The organism is Arthrobacter livingstonensis (assembly GCF_003219815.1).
Classification (GTDB): domain Bacteria; phylum Actinomycetota; class Actinomycetes; order Actinomycetales; family Micrococcaceae; genus Specibacter; species Specibacter livingstonensis.
On the sequence record NZ_QJVD01000005.1, the window covers coordinates 139,518 to 160,137 of the forward strand.

At 65.8% G+C, this 20,620-nt stretch carries 19 protein-coding genes; 5 read left to right on the top strand and 14 right to left on the bottom strand.

What is annotated here, in order from left to right; all coding sequences use genetic code 11:
* Positions 1-52: 52 nt before the first annotated feature.
* From CVV68_RS06485 to CVV68_RS06545, 13 genes are all read right to left on the bottom strand, one after another.
* A complete protein-coding gene (locus CVV68_RS06485; protein WP_110500188.1) occupies positions 53-883 on the bottom strand; it encodes a MazG nucleotide pyrophosphohydrolase domain-containing protein in 831 nt (276 codons plus the stop codon).
* Positions 870-2,024: an adenosine deaminase gene (locus CVV68_RS06490; RefSeq protein WP_110500281.1), complete on the bottom strand. Its 1,155-nt coding sequence runs from the start codon at positions 2,022-2,024 to the stop codon at positions 870-872. The genes CVV68_RS06485 and CVV68_RS06490 overlap by 14 nt, the downstream gene beginning before the upstream one ends.
* Positions 2,025-2,058: 34 nt before the next feature.
* Positions 2,059-3,174, bottom strand: coding sequence for a DedA family protein (locus tag CVV68_RS23810; protein ID WP_245933385.1), 1,116 nt, complete (start codon positions 3,172-3,174; stop codon positions 2,059-2,061).
* A 370-nt stretch (positions 3,175-3,544) separates the two neighbouring features.
* Complete coding sequence (locus CVV68_RS06500) at positions 3,545-4,864, bottom strand: thymidine phosphorylase (RefSeq protein ID WP_110500189.1); 1,320 nt, start codon at positions 4,862-4,864, stop codon at positions 3,545-3,547.
* A complete protein-coding gene (locus CVV68_RS06505; RefSeq protein WP_110500282.1) occupies positions 4,861-5,346 on the bottom strand; it encodes a cytidine deaminase in 486 nt (161 codons plus the stop codon). The genes CVV68_RS06500 and CVV68_RS06505 overlap by 4 nt, the downstream gene beginning before the upstream one ends.
* Before the next feature lie 18 nt (positions 5,347-5,364).
* Positions 5,365-6,660, bottom strand: a complete 1,296-nt coding sequence (locus CVV68_RS06510; RefSeq protein WP_110500190.1) for an ABC transporter permease — start codon at positions 6,658-6,660, stop codon at positions 5,365-5,367.
* Positions 6,657-7,865 (bottom strand): ABC transporter permease, encoded by a 1,209-nt coding sequence (locus tag CVV68_RS06515; RefSeq protein WP_110500191.1) that lies wholly within the window; start codon positions 7,863-7,865, stop codon positions 6,657-6,659. Before CVV68_RS06515 ends, CVV68_RS06510 begins: the two co-directional genes overlap by 4 nt.
* Positions 7,862-9,454 (bottom strand): ABC transporter ATP-binding protein, encoded by a 1,593-nt coding sequence (locus CVV68_RS06520; RefSeq protein WP_110500192.1) that lies wholly within the window; start codon positions 9,452-9,454, stop codon positions 7,862-7,864. The genes CVV68_RS06515 and CVV68_RS06520 overlap by 4 nt, the downstream gene beginning before the upstream one ends.
* Positions 9,455-9,603: 149 nt before the next feature.
* Entirely contained in the window at positions 9,604-10,734 is a 1,131-nt protein-coding gene (locus CVV68_RS06525) for a BMP family lipoprotein (RefSeq protein ID WP_110500193.1), read from the bottom strand.
* A 154-nt stretch (positions 10,735-10,888) separates the two neighbouring features.
* Complete coding sequence (locus CVV68_RS06530; protein WP_110500194.1) at positions 10,889-11,908, bottom strand: NADP-dependent oxidoreductase; 1,020 nt, start codon at positions 11,906-11,908, stop codon at positions 10,889-10,891.
* Positions 11,905-12,339, bottom strand: a complete 435-nt coding sequence (locus CVV68_RS06535; protein ID WP_110500195.1) for an organic hydroperoxide resistance protein — start codon at positions 12,337-12,339, stop codon at positions 11,905-11,907. Before CVV68_RS06535 ends, CVV68_RS06530 begins: the two co-directional genes overlap by 4 nt.
* A 24-nt stretch (positions 12,340-12,363) precedes the next feature.
* Positions 12,364-12,879 (bottom strand): MarR family winged helix-turn-helix transcriptional regulator, encoded by a 516-nt coding sequence (locus CVV68_RS06540; RefSeq protein WP_110500196.1) that lies wholly within the window; start codon positions 12,877-12,879, stop codon positions 12,364-12,366.
* 1,013 nt (positions 12,880-13,892) lie between these two features.
* A complete protein-coding gene (locus tag CVV68_RS06545) occupies positions 13,893-15,092 on the bottom strand; it encodes an amidohydrolase (protein WP_110500197.1) in 1,200 nt (399 codons plus the stop codon).
* Between the two features lie 111 nt (positions 15,093-15,203).
* Here CVV68_RS06545 and CVV68_RS06550 point away from each other — a divergent pair, with 111 nt between their 5' ends.
* Positions 15,204-15,509 carry a hypothetical protein gene (locus tag CVV68_RS06550; protein WP_110500198.1) on the top strand — a complete coding sequence of 102 codons (306 nt, stop codon included), beginning with the start codon at positions 15,204-15,206 and terminating at the stop codon, positions 15,507-15,509.
* Between the two features lie 27 nt (positions 15,510-15,536).
* Here CVV68_RS06550 and CVV68_RS06555 read toward each other — a convergent pair whose 3' ends face one another.
* The gene (locus tag CVV68_RS06555) at positions 15,537-16,682 is read right to left on the bottom strand and encodes a mannose-1-phosphate guanylyltransferase (protein WP_110500199.1); all 1,146 of its coding nucleotides are present in this window, start codon (positions 16,680-16,682) and stop codon (positions 15,537-15,539) included.
* 288 nt (positions 16,683-16,970) lie between these two features.
* Between CVV68_RS06555 and sdhC the strand changes: the two genes are divergently transcribed.
* From sdhC to CVV68_RS06575, 4 genes are all read left to right on the top strand, one after another.
* The gene (sdhC, locus tag CVV68_RS06560; RefSeq protein ID WP_110500200.1) at positions 16,971-17,363 is read left to right on the top strand and encodes a succinate dehydrogenase, cytochrome b556 subunit; all 393 of its coding nucleotides are present in this window, start codon (positions 16,971-16,973) and stop codon (positions 17,361-17,363) included.
* The gene (locus CVV68_RS06565) at positions 17,364-17,831 is read left to right on the top strand and encodes a succinate dehydrogenase hydrophobic membrane anchor subunit (RefSeq protein WP_110500201.1); all 468 of its coding nucleotides are present in this window, start codon (positions 17,364-17,366) and stop codon (positions 17,829-17,831) included.
* A 97-nt stretch (positions 17,832-17,928) separates the two neighbouring features.
* On the top strand, positions 17,929-19,728 hold the full coding sequence (gene sdhA, locus CVV68_RS06570) for a succinate dehydrogenase flavoprotein subunit (protein WP_110500202.1): 1,800 nt from the start codon (positions 17,929-17,931) through the stop codon (positions 19,726-19,728).
* Positions 19,728-20,525, top strand: a complete 798-nt coding sequence (locus tag CVV68_RS06575; RefSeq protein ID WP_110500203.1) for a succinate dehydrogenase iron-sulfur subunit — start codon at positions 19,728-19,730, stop codon at positions 20,523-20,525. The genes sdhA and CVV68_RS06575 overlap by 1 nt, the downstream gene beginning before the upstream one ends.
* The last annotated feature ends 95 nt before the right edge of the window (positions 20,526-20,620 follow it).

The window sequence follows — 20,620 nt, forward strand, 5'->3', positions numbered from 1 at the left end:
TGGCAGCAGGTAGACCTGCTGACAATGACCTGACCGGCCCCTTGTTCGTACCTCACCCCGCGGAAGTCTGCGCCGCCTGAAAGTGGCGGACTGCCGAGCGGAGTGCGCGTTCGGCATCCAGGCCCCGTGACTGCGCCGCACGCACGACGTCGAACAGCAGCTCCCCGAGCTCGTCCTCCGAATGCGGAGCGTTGGCAGCGGCTGCCGGATCTCGACGGGTTCGATCACCGGGATCAACGGCATCCTGATCTCGATCCCCACCGGCGCCCACCGCTCGCAGGCTCGCACCGGCGCCCACCGCTCGCAAGTCCCCACCGGCGGCCTGATCTCGACGAGCCCTTTCACCGTGGCCGTCTGCGGCCTCAGCACGTTCGAGCGTCTTCGCGGCCAGGGCGAGAGCGGGCAGGGACGCCGGCAGCGAATCAAACACCGATTCCGAGCCCGAACGCTCCCGGCCCTTTTCCGCTGCGTAGTTGCGCTCGATCTCCGCGATCGAGTCCGGGAACCCATCCCGCAGTGTCCCGTCGGGGTGGAACACGTGGCTGTTGCGGCGGATCAGCTTCTCGCGCAGGTGGTCCGCCACGTCGGCTAACGTGAACCCGCCGGCTTCCGCCTGCAGCCGGGTGTGGAGCATCACCTGGTAGAGGATGTCGCCCAGCTCGCCCTTGAGCGCCTCAACGTCCAGGGCGCCGGGCGACTCCACGACATCGGCCAGCTCGTAGGATTCCTCCACTAGATAGGTGATCAACGACCCGTGGGTCAGCGCCGCAGTCCACAGGCAGTGCTCCCGCAGCTCGGAAATGACCGCGGCCAGGCGTTCAACAGCCGCGGCTGCGCCAACTGCGGTGCCGCACGAGGGTTCCGGTGGATCAGTCCTCGTCATCACCGTCCATGACGTCGTCGTAGCACTCGATGATGTAGTCGGCCAGCTGCTCGCGCGCCTCGATCGGCAGGAAGGCGGCATGGACGGCATTGAGCGTGAGCTCCAGGATGGTCTCCAGGTCGTAGCCGAACGTGTCGGCGAGCAGTTCAAACTCGCCCGTCAGCGTAACCCCGCTCATCAACCGGTTGTCCGTGTTGACCGTGACGTTGAAGCCCAGCTGGTGCAGCAGGTCGATGGGGTGCTCGCCAATGGTGGTGCCAAAGGCGGCGACGGCCCCGGTCTGCAGGTTCGATGACGGGCACAGCTCCAGCGGGATCTGCCGGTCCCGGACCCACTGGGCCAAATCGCCCAGGGAGACGGTGCCGACGTCGTGCCCGTCCTCTTCCTGGACGTCCAGGTGGATGTCCTCGGCGATGCGCACGCCATGGCCCAGGCGCAGTGCCCGGCCGTGGACCAGCGCGTCCTGGATGCTGTCCAGTCCGGCTGCCTCGCCGGCGTGTACGGTGGCCGGGAAGTTGTTCTCGGCCAGGTAGGTGAACGCCTCGGTGAAGCGGGAGGGCAGGAAGCCGTCCTCGGCGCCGGCAATGTCAAAGCCCACCACGCCATTGTCGCGGTGGCGCACGGCCAGCTGCGCGATCTCGGAGCCGCGGTCGGCATGGCGCATGGCGGTAACCAGCTGGCCCACCTCGATGTAGCCGCCGGCCTCGTCCACGGCGTCCATGCCCTCCTCCAGGCCTTCCTGCACGGCCTCGACCACCTCGTCGAGCGTCAACCCCTTGGTGAGGTGCTGCTCGGGCGCCCAACGCACCTCGCCGTACACCACGCCGTCGTCCGCCAGGTCCTCGACGAACTCGCGGGCCACACGCACCAGGGCGTCGTGGGTCTGCATGACGGCAATGGTGTGGTCGAACGTTTCCAGGTAGCGGACCAGGGAGCCGGAATCGGCGGAATCCAGGAACCACTGGCGCAGTTCCTCCGGATCAGTGGAGGGCAGTTCATGGCCCGCCTCGGCGGCCAGCTCAATGATCGTGGCCGGGCGCAGACCGCCGTCAAGGTGGTCGTGCAGGGACACCTTGGGCAGGGACTTCAGTTCCACTGCGGGCACGGATTCGGGATGCTGGTCTGTAGTTAGCTTAGTCACAGAACCCACTTTAGGGAGGTAACAGGGGTGCGCGCTACTTCTTGCCGCTTCCGTGCGCTAAGGGCGTATCCCGTGCCCCGTCGGTGCCCCCATGTACGACGCCGGCTGCCCGGGTTCCTGCCCCGGGGGCGCCTTGGGTGCCTGGCCCGGGGGCGCCTTGGCTGTCTGGCCCGGTGGTGCCTTGGCTGCCTGGCCCGGTGGCGCCTGCCTGGGCTCCGTGGCCCGCCGCCGCGGCCGGAACGGCCGCGGACGTTGCGGCAACCGCAAAGGCGGCGGCAGCAGCGGTGCCGGCCGCGTGAGCGGTCCCGGCTGCGTGAGCGGCGGTACCGGTGGAAACAGGGGTGCCGGCGGTACCGGTGGAAACAGGGGTGCCAGCGGTACCGGTGGAAACAGGGGTGCCGGCCGCATCAGCGCCGTCAGGGGCCGCCTTCCCGGCCGCCACCTCGGCGGCGGAGTCCGGCTCAGCCAGTGCCTGGGCTGCAAGATGAGCTGCCACGGACCCGGGCTCCGGGCGGGGCGCCAGTTTGCCGCGTTTTTCCAGGTATCCATGCAGGAGCTTCATGGAGTGGTCCACGATGAAGCCAATGACGATGGCAAAGCCGATGGCAATGCCGACTCCCAGCAGCGGGTTGTGGTGCACCCAGCGGCCGGCAAAGGTTCCCACGGCCACTGAATAGCCTGCCCAGGTCACCACGGCGATGCCGTCCAGAAATACGAAGCGGCGCCACGGGAAGTGTGTGGCGCCGGCCGTAAAGTTCACGGCAATGCGGCCCACGGGAATGTAGCGGGCGGTGAAGATCAGCATTGCACCGCGTTTTTCCAGTTCACGGCCGGCCCAGGAAAACGCCTTTGCACCCCGGGGCTTGCGCATCCACTTGAACCGCGTGGTGCCGAGCTTGTTGCCCAGGAAATATGCGATGTTGTCGCCAATGACGGCGCCAATGATAGCTCCGGCCATGAGGAGCCAAATGTTGGGGGAACCGGTGCGCAGCGAAATGGAGGCCAGTGCCACAATGGCTGTTTCGCTCGGCAGAAAGAGAAAGAAGCCGTCGATCAAGCAGAACAAGCTCACCATGGGGATGACCCACCACTGCGCGGACGAATGCGCAATGACATAGTTGATCTGATCGATGATGTGCAAAAAATCCACCGGGGATGGTTCCTCTCCTCTGGCGGGATGTCACTCACTAGTTTCCCACGTCTGCTGGGGTCCGGCATCCATCTTGCGGCCTACATTTGACCGGGTCCCTCACACCATGGGATGAGCCCCCAACGCCGTATCACTCTTGGCGCGCCATAGCCCGACGCCGTATCACTCTTGGCGCATCCCGGGCCGACGCCGTATCACTCTTGGCGCATCCCGGGCCGACGCCGTATCACTCTTGGCGCGCCATAGCCCGACGCCGTATCACTCTTGGCGCGCCATAGCCCGACGCCGTATCACCAAGCGTTCGCGAAAAGCCTGCCAAAGGTGATACCGCGTCGGCGAAAATGGCGCCAAAGGTGATACGGCGTCGGTACTAGCTGATGCGGTCGATGATCAACCTCGACGCCGGCCGCGAGCCTTCCGGGGCGATGGTCACCGCGTCCGCCAGCGCCTCGCGGGCACGGACGAACTTCTCCGGGGAATCCGAAAGGAGCGTCATGAGCGGTTCGCCGGCACGGACCAGGGCGCCCGGCTTGGCGTGCATGCGCACCCCGGCCCCCGCCTGAACGACGTCTTCCTTGCGGGCCCGCCCGGCGCCGAGGCGCCAGGCGGCCACGCCCACGGCCATGGCGTCCAGCCCCACCAGGACGCCGTCGGCCGGGGCGTAGACCACCTCGGACTCCCGGGCCACGGGAAGTGCCGCGTCCGGGTCGCCACCCTGGGCGGAGATCATGCGCCGCCACACGTCCATGGCCCGGCCGTCCCGCAGCGCCGCTGCGGGGTCCGCGCCGTGCACGCCCGCGGCTTCAAGCATCTCCTCCGCCAGCCTGACTGTCAGCTCGACGACGTCTTCCGGACCGCCGCCCGCAAGCACCTCCACGGATTCCTCCACTTCGATGGCGTTGCCTGCGCTCAAACCCAGCGGCGTGGACATGTCAGTCAGCAGGGCCACGGTGTTCACGCCGGCATCCTTGCCCAGCGCGACCATGGTCTCGGCCAGTTCGCGCGCCATGTCCACGCTCTTCATGAAGGCGCCGGAGCCCACCTTGACATCCAGGACCAGCGCGCCGGTGCCTTCGGCGATCTTCTTGCTCATGATCGAGGACGCAATCAGCGGAATGGCCTCCACCGTGCCGGTGACGTCGCGCAGGGCGTAGAGCTTTTTGTCGGCGGGTGCCAGGCCCGCGCCGGCCGCGCAAATCACGGCACCAACCTCGGAGAGCTGGCGCATCATCTCCTCATTGCTGAGGTCCGCCCGCCAGCCGGGGATGGACTCCAGCTTGTCCAGCGTTCCGCCGGTATGGCCCAGGCCGCGGCCGGACAGTTGCGGGACGGCCACGCCGAACACGGCCACCAGTGGCGCCAGTGGGAGGGTGATCTTGTCCCCGACACCGCCGGTGGAATGCTTGTCGGTGGTCGCCATGGGCACGCCCGCCGGGGTGCGCAGGGAGGCGAACGCCAGGCGCTCCCCCGAGTTGATCATGGCCGTGGTCCACTGCGAGATCTCGGCCCGGTCCATGCCATTGAGCAGAATGGCCATGTTCAGGGCGGCCATTTGTTCGTCGGCGATGGTGCCGCGCGTGTAGGCGTCGATGGTCCAGGCGATCTGGTCGGCGCTGAGCGTGCCGCGGTCCCGCTTGGTCCGGATGATGTCGACGGCGTCGAAGTCCGGTCCGCTGTAGATGGTGGTCATGCCGGTGTCTCCTTTTCGAGGTTGTCCGGACCAAAGGCATCCGGCAGGACTTGGTCCATGGTCCGGATTCCGCTGCTGGTCATCAGCACCATGCCCGGGGCCCGGAATTCGTATAACAATTGGCGGCAGCGCCCGCACGGCATGAGCACCGTGCCGGCCGCGTCCACGCAATAGAAGGCGCGAATCCGCCCGCCGCCGCCCATCTGCAGCGCGCCCACCATGGTGCACTCGGCACACAGGGTCAGCCCGTAGCTGGCATTTTCCACGTTGCAGCCGGAGACCACGCGTCCGTCCTCGAGCAGGGCGGCGGCACCCACGGGGAACTTCGAGTACGGCGCGTAGGCGCGGCCCATGGCAGCCGTGGCAGCCGCGTGCAGCACATCCCAGTCAGCCTGGGCGATGCCGCCGCCCAAGGCACCCAGCGGGGATCCGGCGTCGGACGCGGAACCCGGGGATCCGGCGTCGGACGTGGTGTTGTCCATGGTGTCCACCTGCTTCCCCTAACCCTTGATGTACGGTTCGCCGTCGGCGGCGGGCGCCCGGGACTTGCCCACAAAGCCTGACACGGCCAGGATGGTCAGCGCGTACGGGAGCATCGCCAGGAACTGCCCGTCAATGGGCGTGCCGGCAAGGGAGAGGATGCTTTGGAGGTTGCCGGCGACACCGAACAGCAGTGCGGCCAGGGCCGCGCCGATCGGGTTCCAGCGGCCAAAGATCAACGCCGCCAGGGCGATGAAGCCCAGGCCGCCGGTCATGTCCTTGCTAAAGCTGCTCACGGCCACCAGGGTGAAGTAGGCACCGCCAACGCCGGCGATGGCGCCGCCGGCCAGCACGTTCAGGAAGCGGGTGCGGTTGACGTTGATGCCCACCGTGTCCGCCGCCTTGGGGTGCTCCCCCACAGCCCGTATGCGCAGGCCCCAGCGGGTGCGGAACAGCCCGAACCAAATCGCCGCCACCAGGATCAGCATCAAATAGCCGATGATGGACTGGCGGAACAGCATGGGCCCCAGAATGGGGATCTCGGACAGGAACGGGATGGGAAGGTCCGGCAGGTGGACGGGCTGGTTGTAGATGGTGACGCCGTCGACCTTGGTCTTCATGATCTTTTCAAACAGGAAGCCTGTCAGCCCGGATACCAGCACATTGAGCACCACGCCGACGATGATCTGGTTGACCACATACTTGATGCTGAAGGCGGCCAGCAGGAAGGAGACCAGCATGCCGGCCACGGCCGCGGCAAGCAGTCCGGCAAACGCGTTCTGCGTGATGGAGGCAACCAGCGCCGCCGTGAAGGCGCCGGCCAGCAGCTGCCCCTCGATGGCGATGTTGACCACGCCGGAGCGTTCGCACAGCACGCCGGACAGCGAGCCAAAAACCAGCGGGGTGGTGATGAGCATGGCACCGGTGAACAAGCCCACCAGGGTGATGTTTTGCGTCTTGGTGCCGCCGATGATCCACACCAGCAGGCCGACCACAAAAACGACGGCGAAGGCCATGGTCACCCATTTGGCAATGCGGCCTTCCTGTTTCATCTGGCGGTAGGCCGTGACGGCGAGTCCCACGCACAGGAGTGCAACGACAATGCCAAACACCTTTGTCGGCAGCACCAGGTTGGGCACCTGCCAGACGTCGCTGTCCTGGGAGATGCGGAAGGTGGCGTCCCCGGACGGTCCCAGCAGGGCAAAGACGACGACGGCAAACAAGGCCAGGACACCCAGCAGGATGGGGTTTTTCCAGCTGCGGATGGCGACGCGGTCCACTGCCTTCGAGGGTTTGATGTTGGCTGTGACGCTCATGCGCTGGCTCCTTCACGGCGAACGGCCTTGATCCTGAAGATGGAACGGATCAGCGGCGGGGCGGCGATGAACAGCACGATCAGTGACTGCACCACCGCAACGATGTCAATGGAAACGTCGGCGTTGACCGCCATGGAGGTGCCGCCGGCCTTGAAGGCGCCAAACAGCAGGGCGGCAAAGAACGTCCCCCACGGCTTGGAGCGGCCCAGCAGTGCCACGGTGATGGCGTCAAAGCCGATCGAGCCGGCAATGTCCGAATCAAGGGTCTTTTCCGTGCCGGCAATCTGGGCCACGCCCGCCAGCCCGGCCAGTGCGCCGGAGATCAGCATGACGGTGGTGTAGCCGCGCGAGACAAGCATGCCCGCCGTCCTGGCCGCCTTCGGGTTGGCACCGATGGCACGGTATTCAAAGCCGAGCGTGGAGCGGTTGAGCAGCCAGGCCACGACGATCACGGCAAGGATGGCAAGGATGAACCCCGCGTTGAGGCGGAAGTTCGGGCCCAGCAGCAGCGGGAACAGGGCGGTGTCGTGCATTTGCGCGCTGATGGGGTTGGTGCTGCCGGGCGCCTTGAGCTGGTTCTTCAACAGGTACAGCACCAGGGACACGGCAATGTAGTTGAGCATGATCGTCACGATCACCTCATGTGCCCCGGTCCGGGCCTTGAGGAATCCGGCAATGCCGCCCCAGATGGCTCCCCCGATGGCACCGGCCAGGATTACGGCCAGCAGGTGGATGACCGGCGGCAGCTGCATCTGGAAGCCGATGATGCCGGCAAAGGTCGCACCGAGGAGGATCTGGCCCTGCGCGCCAATGTTGAACAGCCCGGCCCGGAAGGCCAGCGTAACGGCCAGTCCGGAGAGGATCAACGGGGTGGCGAAAGTCAGGGTTTCAAAAATGCCCAGCTGGCCCTGCCACGTGCGTGCCGTGGGGTCGTAGGTGGCACCGCGCCACAGCGCGCCATAAGCCTCCGAGACTGCGGACCAAACGGCGGAGAGCGTGGCACCCGGATCCGCAAAGAAATAGCCGGAGGACGCGGAGACACGGGGGTCGGTGACGGCAATGAGGATGCCACCGATCACCAGTGCCACGAACACTGCCAGGACGGAAATCATGGCGCTGCCGCTCATGATCTCGCGGAACACCTGCGAGCCCTGGCTCTCCTTGGCCGGGGGCGTGGGTTCCTTCACTGTCTGCGTCTCGCTCATGAGCGCTCTCCTTCGGTGTCTCCGGCGGGGGCAACGTCTCCGGCACCGGAGCTGCCTGCGGCGGGTGCGTCCAATTGTGCCTGTGCCTCGTCGGCGGGCAGCCCCGCCATCATCAGGCCCAGCAATTCGCGGCTGGATTTCCCGGGCACAATGCCCATGAGCCGGCCAGCGTACAGCACGGCGATACGGTCTCCGAGCTCGAGCACCTCGTCAAGTTCGGTCGAGACGATGATGACCGGCGTGCCGCCGTCGCGCTCGGCCACAATGCGCTTGTGCAGGAACTCGATGGAGCCGACGTCCACGCCGCGGGTGGGCTGGGAGGCGATGAAGAGCTTCAGCGGCCGGGACAGTTCCCTGGCCAGCACCACCTTCTGTTGGTTTCCGCCGGACAGGGTGTCCGCGGCGTCCTGGGACGATTGGGTCCGGACGTCAAATTCGGCCACCTTTTCCTTGGCATTTTTGGCGATCACGGCCCGGTTCATGGAGCCCCACCGCGAGTACGGTTCCTGGGTGTACAGGTCCAGCACCAGGTTCTCGGCGATGGAGAACTCGCCCACCAGGCCGTCGTCCTGCCGGTCCTCGGGGACAAAGCCGACGCCGGCGTCGAGCACCTGGCGGACGCTGCGGCCCACCAGTTCCCTGCCGTCGAGCATGATGGAGCCCTGGATGTGCTTGTGCAGGCCCAGGACGGCCTCGGTCAGTTCCGTCTGGCCGTTGCCCTGGACTCCCGCAATGGCGAGAATCTCGCCGTCGGCCACGGAGAAGGAGATGTCGTTCAGGAGCCGCTGGCCGGCGTCGTTCATGACCGTCAGGTTGCTGACCTTGAAGGTGACTTCCCCGGGTTCGGCGTCGGCCTTGTCCAGGGTGAGGCTGACGGCGCGGCCCACCATCATGGAGGCCAGCTCGGTGGTTGCGGCGCCGGGATCGGCCGAGCCCACCACCTTGCCGCGGCGGATCACGGTGATGGTGTCGGAGACCGCCTTCACCTCGCGCAGCTTGTGGGAAATGAACACGATGGAGGTGCCGTTGGACTTCAGCTGGCCCATGATGTCCATGAGTTCGTCGGTTTCCTGCGGGGTGAGCACGGCCGTGGGCTCGTCCAGGATCAGGATTTTGGCGTTGCGGACCAGCGCCTTGATGATTTCCACGCGCTGCTGCACGCCCACGGGAAGTTCGTCCACGAGCGCGTCGGGGTCCACATCGAAGCCGAAGCGGGCAGATATTTCGCGGATCTTGCGGCGGGTGTCGTCCAGGTTCAGGATGCCGCCAAAGCCAGTGGTTTCCCCGCCCAGGGCCACGTTTTCGGCCACGGTGAAGACGGGGACCAGCATGAAGTGCTGGTGGACCATGCCGATGCCGGCGGCCATGGCGTCGGCGGGACCTGCGAACATTACGGGTTTGTCGTCGATCAGGATTTCGCCGGCCGTGGGTTCGTACAAGCCGTACAAAACGTTCATCAGGGTGGATTTGCCGGCGCCGTTTTCGCCCAGAAGGCTGTGAATCTCACCCGATTCAACCACCAGGTCTATGTGGTCGTTGGCCACGAGGGCACCAAAGCTTTTGGTGATGCCCCTGAGTTCAAGTTTCAAGGTTTTAACCCGTCTTGTAAAAAGTTGCGGAAAGCCGGTGCGGGCCCCGCCGCCGGCAGGTCATGCCGGGCGGACGGCGCCCAACCGACTGTGCGCCGCACCGGCAGCCCGGGTGGGCTGTCGGTACGGCGCAGCAGGTGGTGGACGTCTTACTTGGGGCTGGACTTCGAGGGGACCTTGATGGAACCGTCGATGATGCCCTTCTTGATGGTGTCGAGCTGGCTCTTCGTGTCCGCGCTGACGGCCGAATCCAGGTCGTGGAACGGGGCCAGGGCCACGCCGCCGTTGTCCAGGGTGCCGATGTACGGGGCCGGGTCAAACTTGCCGGCCAGGTCGTCCTTGACGATCGTTTCCACGGCCTCGCCCATGGTCTTGACGACGGAGGTCAGCAGGATGGACTTGTAGGTGGGGGCCGTCAGGTAGCCGTCGGAGTCGACCCAGACCAGCTTGACGTCCTTGCCGTCCTTGTTGGCGGCCAGGATGGCGTCGCCGGCACCCTTGCCCAGCGGGCCGGCAACAGGCATGACGACGTCGGCGCCGTCGCCGATGAGGTTGTTGGTGGCCTTGGTGCCCTCCTGGATGATGTCAAAGGTGTTCGCGAACAGGCCCTGCTGGGTGTCCACGTTCCAGCCGAGGACCTTGACATCCTTTGACTGCTGCTTGTTGTAGTACGCCACGCCTTCGGCGAAGCCGTCCATGAAGATGGTGACCGTGGGAATGTTGATGCCGCCAAAGGTGCCCACCTTGCCGGTCTTGGAGACCGAGGCCGCCGTGTAGCCGGCCATGAAGGCGGCCTGGGCCGTGTCGTAGACCACCGGCTTGACGTTGGGCGCCTTGATGGAGTTGTCATCGATGATGGCGAAGTGCAGGTCCGTATTGGCGGCGGCAACCTTCTTGGTGGCATCCGCCAGCAGGAAGCCGACGGTGAACGTGAGGTTGCAACCGGCATTGGCCATCTGGTTCAGGTTCGGCTCATAGTCGGACTTCGTGGAGGACTGGGCTTCCTTCATCTTGATGCCCACGTCCGTGACCGTCTTCTTCATGCCCTCATACGAGGACTGGTTGAAGGACTGGTCGTCAAATCCGCCGGCGTCCGAAACGATGCAGCCAAGGTAGTTGGCTGCGGCGGCGTTGCCGCTGGTGCTTCCGCCGCCGCCGGCGGGTGCCGGGGCCTGTCCACAACCGGTGAGCAGGAGCGCCATTGCTCCCAGGGCCACGGTTCCAACGGTGGCCCCGCGCTTAAACGTGCCCGAGATGTTGTTTTTCAAAGGTTCCTCCATAAGGTGATAATTGCGCGGCCACCCCCGGCCTACTGCGCAGTGTTAGACAACACACTAATGGCAGTTGCTACCGCCCGGTAGCCGGATGCCCGCCGCAACGGGGCATCGTTGGGGAACCGTTACCAATCCGTGTCCCTGCGGCGGGTCCGCACCCCTATGGCAGGGTGACCAGCATCTTTCCGGTGTTGGCGCCGCGCATGAGGTCGATGAACGCCTGCGGTGCGTTCTCCAGCCCTTCCACGACGGTTTCGTCAAAGCGGACCGTTCCCGCCGCCAGCCAGCCGGACATCTTTGCCGCGAATTCGCCGGCCAGGTCCTGGTGTGCCCCGACCAGGAAGCCGCGAAGCGTGAGCTGCTTGCCGATGGCCGTGGCCAGGTTGCGCGGCGCGGTGGGAGCCTCCGTGCTGTTGTACACGGAGATGGCGCCGCACAGGGCAATCCGCCCAAACGGATTCATCACGGCAATGGCGGCCTCCAGCTGTTCGCCGCCCACATTGTCAAAGTAGACGTCAATGCCGGCCTGCTCCCCCAGCGCCCCGCGCAGCAGTTCCTTGGCCGGGCCGTCATGGTAGTTGAAGGCTGCGTCAAAGCCGAGCTCGAGCAGGTGCGCCACCTTTTCCGGCGACCCGGCGCTGCCAATGACCCGGGCGGCACCCATGGCCTTGGCGATCTGGCCGACCAGCGAGCCCACGGCGCCGGCCGCACCGGAGACAAACACGGTGTCCCCGGGTGCGAAGTCGGCCACCCGCGTCAGTCCCGCATAGGCTGTCAGGCCGGTCATGCCCAGTGCGCCGAGAAAGGCCGTGGGCCGGGCCAGGGAAGGGTCCACCTTTTTGGTGGCAGCAGCCGCCAGTACTGCGTAGTCGCGCCAGCCCAGGCCGTGGACGACGACGTCGCCCTTCCGGCGCTCATCGCTCCTGGACGCAACCACCTCACCCACGGCCCCGCCGTCGAGCGCGGCATCCAGTGCAAAGGGGGCACTGTAGGATTTCACGTCATTCATCCGCCCGCGCATGTACGGGTCAACGCTCATGGCCAGGTTCCGGACCAGGACCTGGCCCTCCTCGAGCTCGGGAACCCGGGTTTCCGTCAGCCGGAAGTTTTCCGGCACGGGCCAGCCGTGGGGGCGGGAGGCGAGCTGGATTTCGCGGGAGGTCAGCGGGGCGGCGCTCATGCGGCCACCCCCGCGGCAGCCAGGGTGAGCTGGACGTCTACATTGCCGCGCGTCGCGTTGGAGTAGGGGCACACCTGGTGGGCGGCGTCGACCAGGGTCCGGGCCTCTTCCGCGTCAAGTTCGGGCAGCGAGACCTCCAGCCGGACGCCGATGCCGAACGCGCCGCTGCCGATGGAGCCGAGGTCGACTTCGGCGCGGACCGTGGAGCCTGTGACGTCGGCCTTGGCGCGGCGGGCGACCACGCGCAGGGCCGAGTGGAAGCAGGCCGCGTAGCCGGCGGCAAAGAGCTGCTCGGGGTTGGTGCCGTTGCCGTCGCCGCCCATCTGCGCCGGTGAGGCCAGGTCGACCACCAGCTTGCCGTCATCCGTGCGGGCCTGGCCATCACGGCCGTCTCCGGTGGCGAGGGCGCGGGCGGTGTACAAAACATTCATGGAAGTGTTCCTTCGGTGGTTTGATTAGTGGTTGCTTGGGGTGCCCGCGGTGCCGGGGCTGCTTCCGGCTGCGTCATTTCCGGCTGGGGAGCTCACGGCGATGCCGCCGGCGGCCGCATGGAGGGCGCCGGTGACCTTGGCCAGCGTGTGGTTCAGCTGGTTCAGCTCGGCGGGCGTCAGGCCTGCGGCCGCGGCAATGTGTGCCGGAACGGCTGCGGCCTGCTGCCGGAGGGACCCGCCGCTGGCGGTGAGGTGGACTGCCACCCTGCGTTCGTCGTCGGGCTCGCGCCGGCGTTCCAGCAACCCGGCCGACTCAATGCGCTTGAGCAGCGGGGAGAGGGTACCGGAATCGAGTTCCAGCTCCTCCCCCAGTTCCCGCACTGAGACGCCGTCGCGTTCCCACAACAGCAGCATGACCAGGTACTGCGGGTAGGTCAGCCCCAATTCCTGGAGCATGGGCCGGTACACGGCAGTGGCTGCACGGGAGGCCGCATACAGGGAAAAGCAGACCTGGTGCTGGAGGATGGTTCTTTCGGACATGTAGGAAGCCTACCCCTGAATTAGATTGTGCACAACTCGATTGTGCACAATACGCATCACCGGCTCGGCTCCGGCCGTAGATCCGCTCCGCCACTTGGTGCCGGCTCCGGACCGGAAAACGAGCAGGCGCCGTACTTTTTGGGTGCAGGGGGTAGCCGGGGTCATTCGCCCCCGGTGCACCGTGCGCGAATGGTAATAACCGCCCCCGGTGCACCGTGCGCGAATGGTAATAACCGCCCCCGGTGCACCGTGCGCGAATGGTAATAAGCCCCCGCAATCACCAGGGAGTGTCCGCAACGCCAGCGAATGACCACAACGCCCCCCTGCCCCACACTTTGACGGCTTCAGGGCACACGCACCAGACGACGAACCGCCAACCATGGCCAAGCAAAACACTCACATCACCTCAGACACATGGACCGCCACTATACGCACATCGGATTGTCCAGCCCTGGGCATCGCTGAAGCGAGGTTTCCTTATGCGCCGCCGACATGCCCGGTCCTGCGCATGCCGGAATTGCAGAAACTTTATGCGCAGCGCAAGCCAGTCAGCCCTGCGCAGCAGGGCAACATGCGCCATGCCGGCACCTGGGGCTGCGCATACAGAAACTGGAATTTCCCTACGCGCGCCACTGCCCCTGGGCGCGGCGCATAACAAACGGCGGCGGAGCCGGAATTTTTTCCAGGACGGCGTCAGTCCACAGGTCCTCCCCCTGCTCGCAAACTCGCCGCGGTTCCGTCGCGTTTGCGGGCCCTGGCCGGAGGCCGCCCGCGACCGAGGCTCCGAAAGTCTTCGAGCCCTCCAATTCCTTGCAATCTCACCGCGGGTTGTTCGCTCCCGGGGCCTCGGACCCCGTGGACCGAGGAGGAAAAAGTCGGCCCGACGCCGGGTACCCGCATGGGTCTCGAAACGACGCAGCCGCCGGGTCCTGCCCGACGTGCTGAGGGCGGCCGCGTCCGACGGGCCGAGGGCGGCCGCGTCCGACGGGCCGGAAAGTGCCGCTCCGCCGGGGTTAGGCGCTGCGCAAGGTCCGCAGGGCGGCGGCGCACAGCACGCGAATCCCCACGGACAGGGCCCGTTCGTCCACAATGTAGTCGCCGCGGTGAAGGTCGTACTCCTCGCCGCCGGGAGCATGGGTGCCCAGGCGCATCAGCGAGCCGGGCACGCCCTGCAGGAACCAGGCAAAGTCCTCTCCGCCCATGGACTGCGGGGCCAGCACCACCGAATCCTCGCCGAGCTCGGCACGGGCCGCAGCCTCAATGAGTGCGGTTTCGTGTTCGGAGTTGACCACCGGGGGCACGCCTCGGGTGTGTTCCAGGTGGACGTCCACACCGTAGGGCGCCGCCACCTGCTGCACCACCGCATCCAGCAGTTCCCCCGCCGAATGCCAGGCCTCCCGGTCCAGGCAGCGCATGGTCCCGCTCATGATGCCGTGGCCGGGGATCGCGTTGGGTGCCGAGCCGGCGCTGATCTGGCCCCACACCATGGACACGCCGCTGCGCACATCCACGCGGCGGGACAGCACCGCGGGGACGTTGATGGCAATCTGGGCCAGCGCAAAGACGAGGTCCTCGGTCAGGTGTGGGCGGGAACTGTGGCCACCCCTGCCGGTCAACTCAATCTTGATGGTGTCCGACGCGCTGGTGATGGGGCCGATCCGGGTGCCGATCCTGCCCACTTCGATGCGGGGGTCGCAGTGCAGGGCCATGATGCGCGGCACACCGTCCAGCACACCCTGGTCGATGCAGGCCAGCGCCCCTCCGGGCAGTGTTTCCTCGGCGGGCTGGAAGATGATGCGGATGGTGCCGCCCAACGGCTTGTCCGCGTGCATCCTGGCCAGCACCAGGGCAATACCAAGCATCGCGGCCGTGTGAAAGTCGTGGCCGCAGCCGTGGGTTACCCCGTGATTGCGGGAGGCAAATGGCAGCCCGGTCTCCTCAATGATGGGGAGGGCGTCGATGTCCCCGCGCAACGCCGTCGTAATGGGGCCTTCGCCAACATCAACAACGACGCCGGTGCCGTCCAGGCGGCGGGGGGAAAGCCCGGCGGCGGTGAGCCGGTCGTAAATGGCGGAGGTGGTGCGGTGCTCCTGAAAGGAAAGCTCGGGGTGGGCATGCAGGTCGCGGCGGAATTCGATGACCTGCCCGATCAGCGGCTCCAGCCAGGGGCTGACCAATTCCGTGGGTTCTGTTTCCAGCGAGTAATTGCGCACAGAACAAACCTTAGCCATGTCGTGGCGCTGGGGCGTCATTGGCGAACGCCGCATTACGCGGTCCCCGGGCGACATGGCACGGGCACTGGGCCCACGCGCCGAGCCTGCGAGGTGCGGGAGCGGCTGGGGAGGAACGAGCTTAGGGTGCCGGAGCGGCTGGGGAGGAACGAGCTTAGGGTGCCGGAGCGGCTGGGGAGGAACGATGTTAGGGTGCCGGAGCGGCTGGGGAGGAACGATGTTAGGGTGCCGGAGCGGCTGGGGAGGAACGATGTTAGGGTGCCGGAGCGGCTGGGGAGGAACGATGTTAGGGTGCCGGAGCGGCTGGGGAGGAACGATGTTAGGGTGCCGGAGCGGCTGGGGAGGAACGATGTTAGGGTGCCGGTGGATGGGCCCACGCGCCCGAGGGGCCCCGGCTGAGGGATGAAGCTGGGGAGGGCGCGGGGACTACAACACGTCCATGTCGCCCTGAGCCTTGAGCCCGTCGACGGCGCGCTTGACCAGTTGGGAGTGGGCGCGTGTGGTGACGAGCAGGGCATCCGGGGTGTCCACGACCACCACATCCTGGATGCCGATCAAGGCGATGACACGCTTGGTGTCGGTGACCACGATGCCTGTGCTGTCCTCGGTGAAGACGCGGGCGCCCTCGCCAATGACCTTGACGTCCTTGACTTCCTTGGCACTGCTGAGCCGGGCGATGGCGGCAAAGTCGCCCACGTCGTCCCAACTGAAGTCCGCGGGAATCATGGCGACGTCGCCGGCGTCCGCGGCAGGTTCAGCCACGGCGTAGTCGATGGCGATCTTGGGCAGGGTGGGCCAGATCCTGTTCTTCACCGCAACCCGGTCCGGGGTGTCCCAAGCCATGGCAATTTCCATCAGCCCCTCATATAGCACGGGCTCGTTGGCCTTGAGGTGGCGCAGCAGCAGCTCCACGGGGGCCACGAACATGCCCGCGTTCCAGCTGTAGTCCCCGCTTTCCAGGTACTGTTCGGCGATCTCCTGGCTGGGCTTCTCCACGAACTGCGCCACCTCGTGCGCGCTGGGGGCGCCGTCAACTTCAAGCGCGGCCCCCATCCGGATGTAGCCGAAGGCGGTGGACGCGTGCGTGGGCTTGATGCCAATGGTGACGATCTTGCCGGTGGCCGCGGTGTGGATTGCCTCGCGGACGGCGTCCTGGAACTTGTCCTCGGGACTGATCACCTGGTCCGCGGCGAAGGAGCCCATGATGGTTTCGGGATCGCGGACGAACAGGATGGCGGCGGCCAGGCCGATGGCGGCGCCGGAATCCTTCGGTTCGGTCTCCAGCACCAGGTCGTCGTCCGCCAGTTCCGGCAGCTGCCGGCACACGGCCTCGCGGTGGGCCTCGCCGGTCACCAGCAGGATGCGGTTGCCGCTGATGGGCAGCAGCCGGTCATAGGTGGCTCGGATGAGCGTGCTTCCGCTGCCCGTGAGGTCATGCAGGAACTTCGGCGCGGCCGCCCGGGACAGGGGCCACAGCCGGGTCCCGACACCCCCGGCCGGAATCACGGCAAAAAACTTGTCGAGCGGGCTGGTTCCGGACGGGGCGGACGCGTCCGAGTTTTGCGTATTCATCACTGCCCACCCTAAGCGATGGGCGGCAAAACACCTTGCTTTGGCGGGAAACTTCAGCTCGGCGGCGCGGCTGGGGCACACCGGCGTCGTGCTGGGGGATGATGCGGACACCCCCTACACCTCCTTGCCGGCAAGGCAGTGTGATATGTCGCATAGGGCAAGGAGTGCCTAAGTTGAATATGCTGTAAGCGAAGCCTAAGTTTAGGCAAAGTTATGAGTGCTCACGCCGTGTGCGTTTCCCCGCGTGGAACCACGCCAGCGTCACGGTGATGCAGGAAGGTTTATTCAGTGCCGACAAAACCAGCTGGCACTCTGTACCGCGGCCGTGAAGGCATGTGGTCCTGGGTGGGACACCGGATTACCGGTGTAGTGATTTTCGTTTTCTTGTTGGTGCACGTCCTGGACACCTCCCTGGTGCGGGTGTCCCCGGAAGCGTACACAGCAGTCATTGGGGCGTATAAGAACCCCATCATGGGATTGGGCGAGGCCGCACTGGTCGCGGCAATTGTGTTCCACGCCTTCAATGGCCTGCGCATCATTGCCATCGACTTTTGGAAAAAGGGCCCCAAATACCAGCGGCAGATGCTCTGGACCGTCCTGATCGCCTGGGTTGTGGTGATGGTTCCGTTCCTGATCCGCCACCTCACCATTGTCTTCTCCAATTTCTTCGGGGGGCACTAAATGAGTTCCAAGGTTATTGACGCGCCGCGTTCCAACAGCGCGGAGACGCCCAAGTACAAGCGCAACAAGTCCTCGCACTCGAGCTTTGAGATGGTCGCTTGGCTGTTCATGCGTGTCTCCGGCGTGGTGCTGGTGGTGCTGATCTTTGGGCACCTGTTCGTCAACCTCATGCTCGGTGACGGCATCCACGCCATCGACTTTGGCTTCGTGGCCGGCAAGTGGTCCAGTCCGTTCTGGCAGATCTGGGACCTGGCCATGCTGTGGCTGGCCATGCTGCATGGAACGAACGGCGTGCGCACCATCATCAACGACTACGCCGAACGCAACGGCACGCGCATGACGCTCAAGACGGTGCTTTACATCGCCTCGGCCGTCATCATTGTGCTGGGCACCCTGGTGATCTTCACGTTTGATCCGTGCCCGGCCGGTGCAGTCATCGACCTTCCGTCCTTCTGCCCCGTCCCGTAACTTTTATTACAGGATGGCCGCCCGGCCCGCTCAGGTCCGGGGCGCAGAAGTGAACACCAGCTTTTTTGTAGCAGTAAAGAGAGAAAGAGCATCCAGTATGCAGGTCCACAAATACGACGTCATCATCGTCGGGGCCGGTGGCGCAGGAATGCGTGCCGCCATTGAAGCCGGACAGAACGCCCACACGGCGGTACTGACCAAGCTCTACCCCACCCGCTCGCACACCGGTGCGGCCCAGGGCGGCATGTGTGCCGCACTGGCCAACGTGGAGGAAGACAACTGGGAATGGCACACCTTTGACACCGTCAAGGGCGGTGACTACCTGGTTGACCAGGACGCCGCGGAGGTCATGGCCAAGGAGGCCATCGACGCGGTGATCGACCTGGAAAAGATGGGCCTGCCGTTCAACCGCACGCCCGAGGGCCGCATCGACCAGCGCCGCTTTGGCGGCCACACCCGCGACCACGGCAAGGCCCCGGTCCGCCGGTCCTGCTACGCGGCCGACCGCACCGGCCACATGATCCTGCAGACCCTGTACCAAAACTGCGTCAAGCACAACGTTGAGTTCTACAACGAGTACTACGTCCTGGACCTGCTGACGGTGGAAGAGGATGCCACCCGCGAGGACGGCACCCCCTACAAGCAAAAGCGCATTGCCGGCGTCGTCTCCTACGACCTGGCCACGGGCGAACTGCACGTGTTCCAGGCCAAGTCCGTCATCCTGGCCACGGGCGGCGCGGGCAAGGTCTTCAAGACCACCTCGAACGCGCACACCCTGACCGGCGACGGCATGGGCATCGCGTTCCGCAAGGGCATCCCGCTCGAAGACATGGAGTTCTTCCAGTTCCATCCGACAGGCCTGGCCGGCCTCGGCATCCTGCTTTCGGAGGCAGCCCGCGGCGAAGGCGCCATCCTGCGCAACTCCGAGGGTGAACGCTTCATGGAGCGTTACGCGCCCACCATCAAGGACCTGGCCCCGCGCGACATCGTGGCCCGTTCCATGGCCAACGAGGTCCGTGAAGGCCGCGGTTGCGGCCCCAACAAGGACTACGTCCTGCTGGACCTGACCCACCTGGAGCCGGCGCACATCGACGCCAAGCTCCCGGACATCACCGAGTTTGCCCGCACGTACCTGGGCGTGGAGCCCTACACCGAGCCCGTCCCGGTGTTCCCCACGGCCCACTACGCCATGGGCGGCGTCCCCACGAACATCTCCGCCGAGGTGCTCCAGGACAACGACACCATCATCCCGGGCCTGTACGCCGCCGGTGAGGTTGCCTGCGTTTCCGTCCACGGCTCCAACCGCCTGGGCACCAACTCGCTGCTGGACATCAACGTCTTTGGCAAGCGCGCCGGCATGGCCGCCGCCATCTACGCAAAGACAGCCGAATTTGTAGAGCTGCCGGAATCCCCTGAGGCGTCCACCGTGGCTCTGCTGGACCACGTGCGCACCTCCGACGGCGGCGAAAAGGTGGCTTTGATCCGCAAGGACCTGCAGGACACCATGGACGCCAACATGCAGGTGTTCCGCACGGCCGAATCCATTGACCGGGTGCTCGCGGACATCGCCACCTTCGAGGAGCGCTACTCCCGCATCACTGTCCAGGACAAGGGCAAGCGCTTCAACCTTGACCTGCTCGAGGCCGTGGAACTGGGCTTCCTGCTGGAACTGGCCAAGGTCATGACCGTTGCTGCCCTGCACCGTCAGGAGTCCCGCGGCGGACACTACCGTGAAGACTTCCCGGATCGTGACGACGAGAACTTCATGAAGCACTCCATGGCCTACAAGGATGCAGCAGTGTCCGTTGAGAGTTCCGCGGAGCACATCGCCGGCATCCGCCTGGAGACCAAACCCGTCGTCGTCACCCGCTACCAGCCGATGGTGAGGAAGTACTAATGAGCCCCATTGAAACCGCCGAGACAGCTCCCGAGCCGGCGTCAAAGATCGAACTTCCCGCGCACGTCGGCGGTGGCGGGGAGATCCCCACCTTCGACGTCACCCTGCGGGTGCGCCGCTACAACCCCGAGTACTCGGAGGAGTCGACCTGGGAGGACTTCTCCATGACCATGTACGGCACCGACCGCGTGCTGGACGCCCTGCACAAGGTCAAGTGGGAGCAGGACGGTTCGCTGTCCTTCCGCCGCTCCTGCGCCCACGGCGTGTGCGGCTCCGATGCCATGCGCATCAACGGCCGCAACCGCCTGGCCTGCAAGACGCTGCTGAAGGACCTGGACACGTCCAAGCCCATCACGGTGGAGCCCATCAAGGGCCTGCCGGTGGAGAAGGACCTGATCGTGGACATGGAGCCGTTCTTCCAGTCCTTCCGCGAGGTCATGCCGTTCCTGGTGAACCGCGGCCACGAGCCGGCCAAGGAGCGACTGCAGTCCGCCGAGCAGCGCGAGCGGTTTGACGACACCACCAAGTGCATCCTGTGCGCCGCGTGCACGTCGTCCTGCCCCGTGTTCTGGACCGACGGCCAGTACTTTGGCCCGGCCGCCATCGTCAACGCGCACCGCTTCATCTTTGACTCCCGCGACGACGCCGGCGACATGCGCCTGGAGATCCTCAACGACAAGGAAGGCGTGTGGCGCTGCCGCACCACCTTCAACTGCACCGAAGCATGCCCCCGCGGCATCCAGGTCACGCAGGCCATCGCCGAGGTCAAGCAGGCCATCCTGGCCCGCCAGGTCTAGTTTCACAGCTTTAAAAAGGCGCCGTCTCCCTCGCGGGGACGGCGCCTTTGCCTTTCCCGGTACCGCCTTTCGCCGAAGTCAGCCGGAGCACTTCC

Coding starts and splice junctions, on each gene's coding strand:
- CVV68_RS06485 (WP_110500188.1), bottom strand. CDS start 883: ATGACGAGGACTGATCCACCGGAACCCTCGTGCGGCACCGCAGTTGGC.
- CVV68_RS06500 (WP_110500189.1), bottom strand. CDS start 4,864: ATGACCACCATCTACAGCGGACCGGACTTCGACGCCGTCGACATCATC.
- CVV68_RS06505 (WP_110500282.1), bottom strand. CDS start 5,346: ATGGACAACACCACGTCCGACGCCGGATCCCCGGGTTCCGCGTCCGAC.
- CVV68_RS06510 (WP_110500190.1), bottom strand. CDS start 6,660: ATGAGCGTCACAGCCAACATCAAACCCTCGAAGGCAGTGGACCGCGTC.
- CVV68_RS06515 (WP_110500191.1), bottom strand. CDS start 7,865: ATGAGCGAGACGCAGACAGTGAAGGAACCCACGCCCCCGGCCAAGGAG.
- CVV68_RS06525 (WP_110500193.1), bottom strand. CDS start 10,734: ATGGAGGAACCTTTGAAAAACAACATCTCGGGCACGTTTAAGCGCGGG.
- CVV68_RS06530 (WP_110500194.1), bottom strand. CDS start 11,908: ATGAGCGCCGCCCCGCTGACCTCCCGCGAAATCCAGCTCGCCTCCCGC.
- CVV68_RS06535 (WP_110500195.1), bottom strand. CDS start 12,339: ATGAATGTTTTGTACACCGCCCGCGCCCTCGCCACCGGAGACGGCCGT.
- CVV68_RS06540 (WP_110500196.1), bottom strand. CDS start 12,879: ATGTCCGAAAGAACCATCCTCCAGCACCAGGTCTGCTTTTCCCTGTAT.
- CVV68_RS06555 (WP_110500199.1), bottom strand. CDS start 16,682: ATGAATACGCAAAACTCGGACGCGTCCGCCCCGTCCGGAACCAGCCCG.
- CVV68_RS06565 (WP_110500201.1), top strand. CDS start 17,364: ATGAGTTCCAAGGTTATTGACGCGCCGCGTTCCAACAGCGCGGAGACG.
- sdhA (WP_110500202.1), top strand. CDS start 17,929: ATGCAGGTCCACAAATACGACGTCATCATCGTCGGGGCCGGTGGCGCA.
- CVV68_RS06575 (WP_110500203.1), top strand. CDS start 19,728: ATGAGCCCCATTGAAACCGCCGAGACAGCTCCCGAGCCGGCGTCAAAG.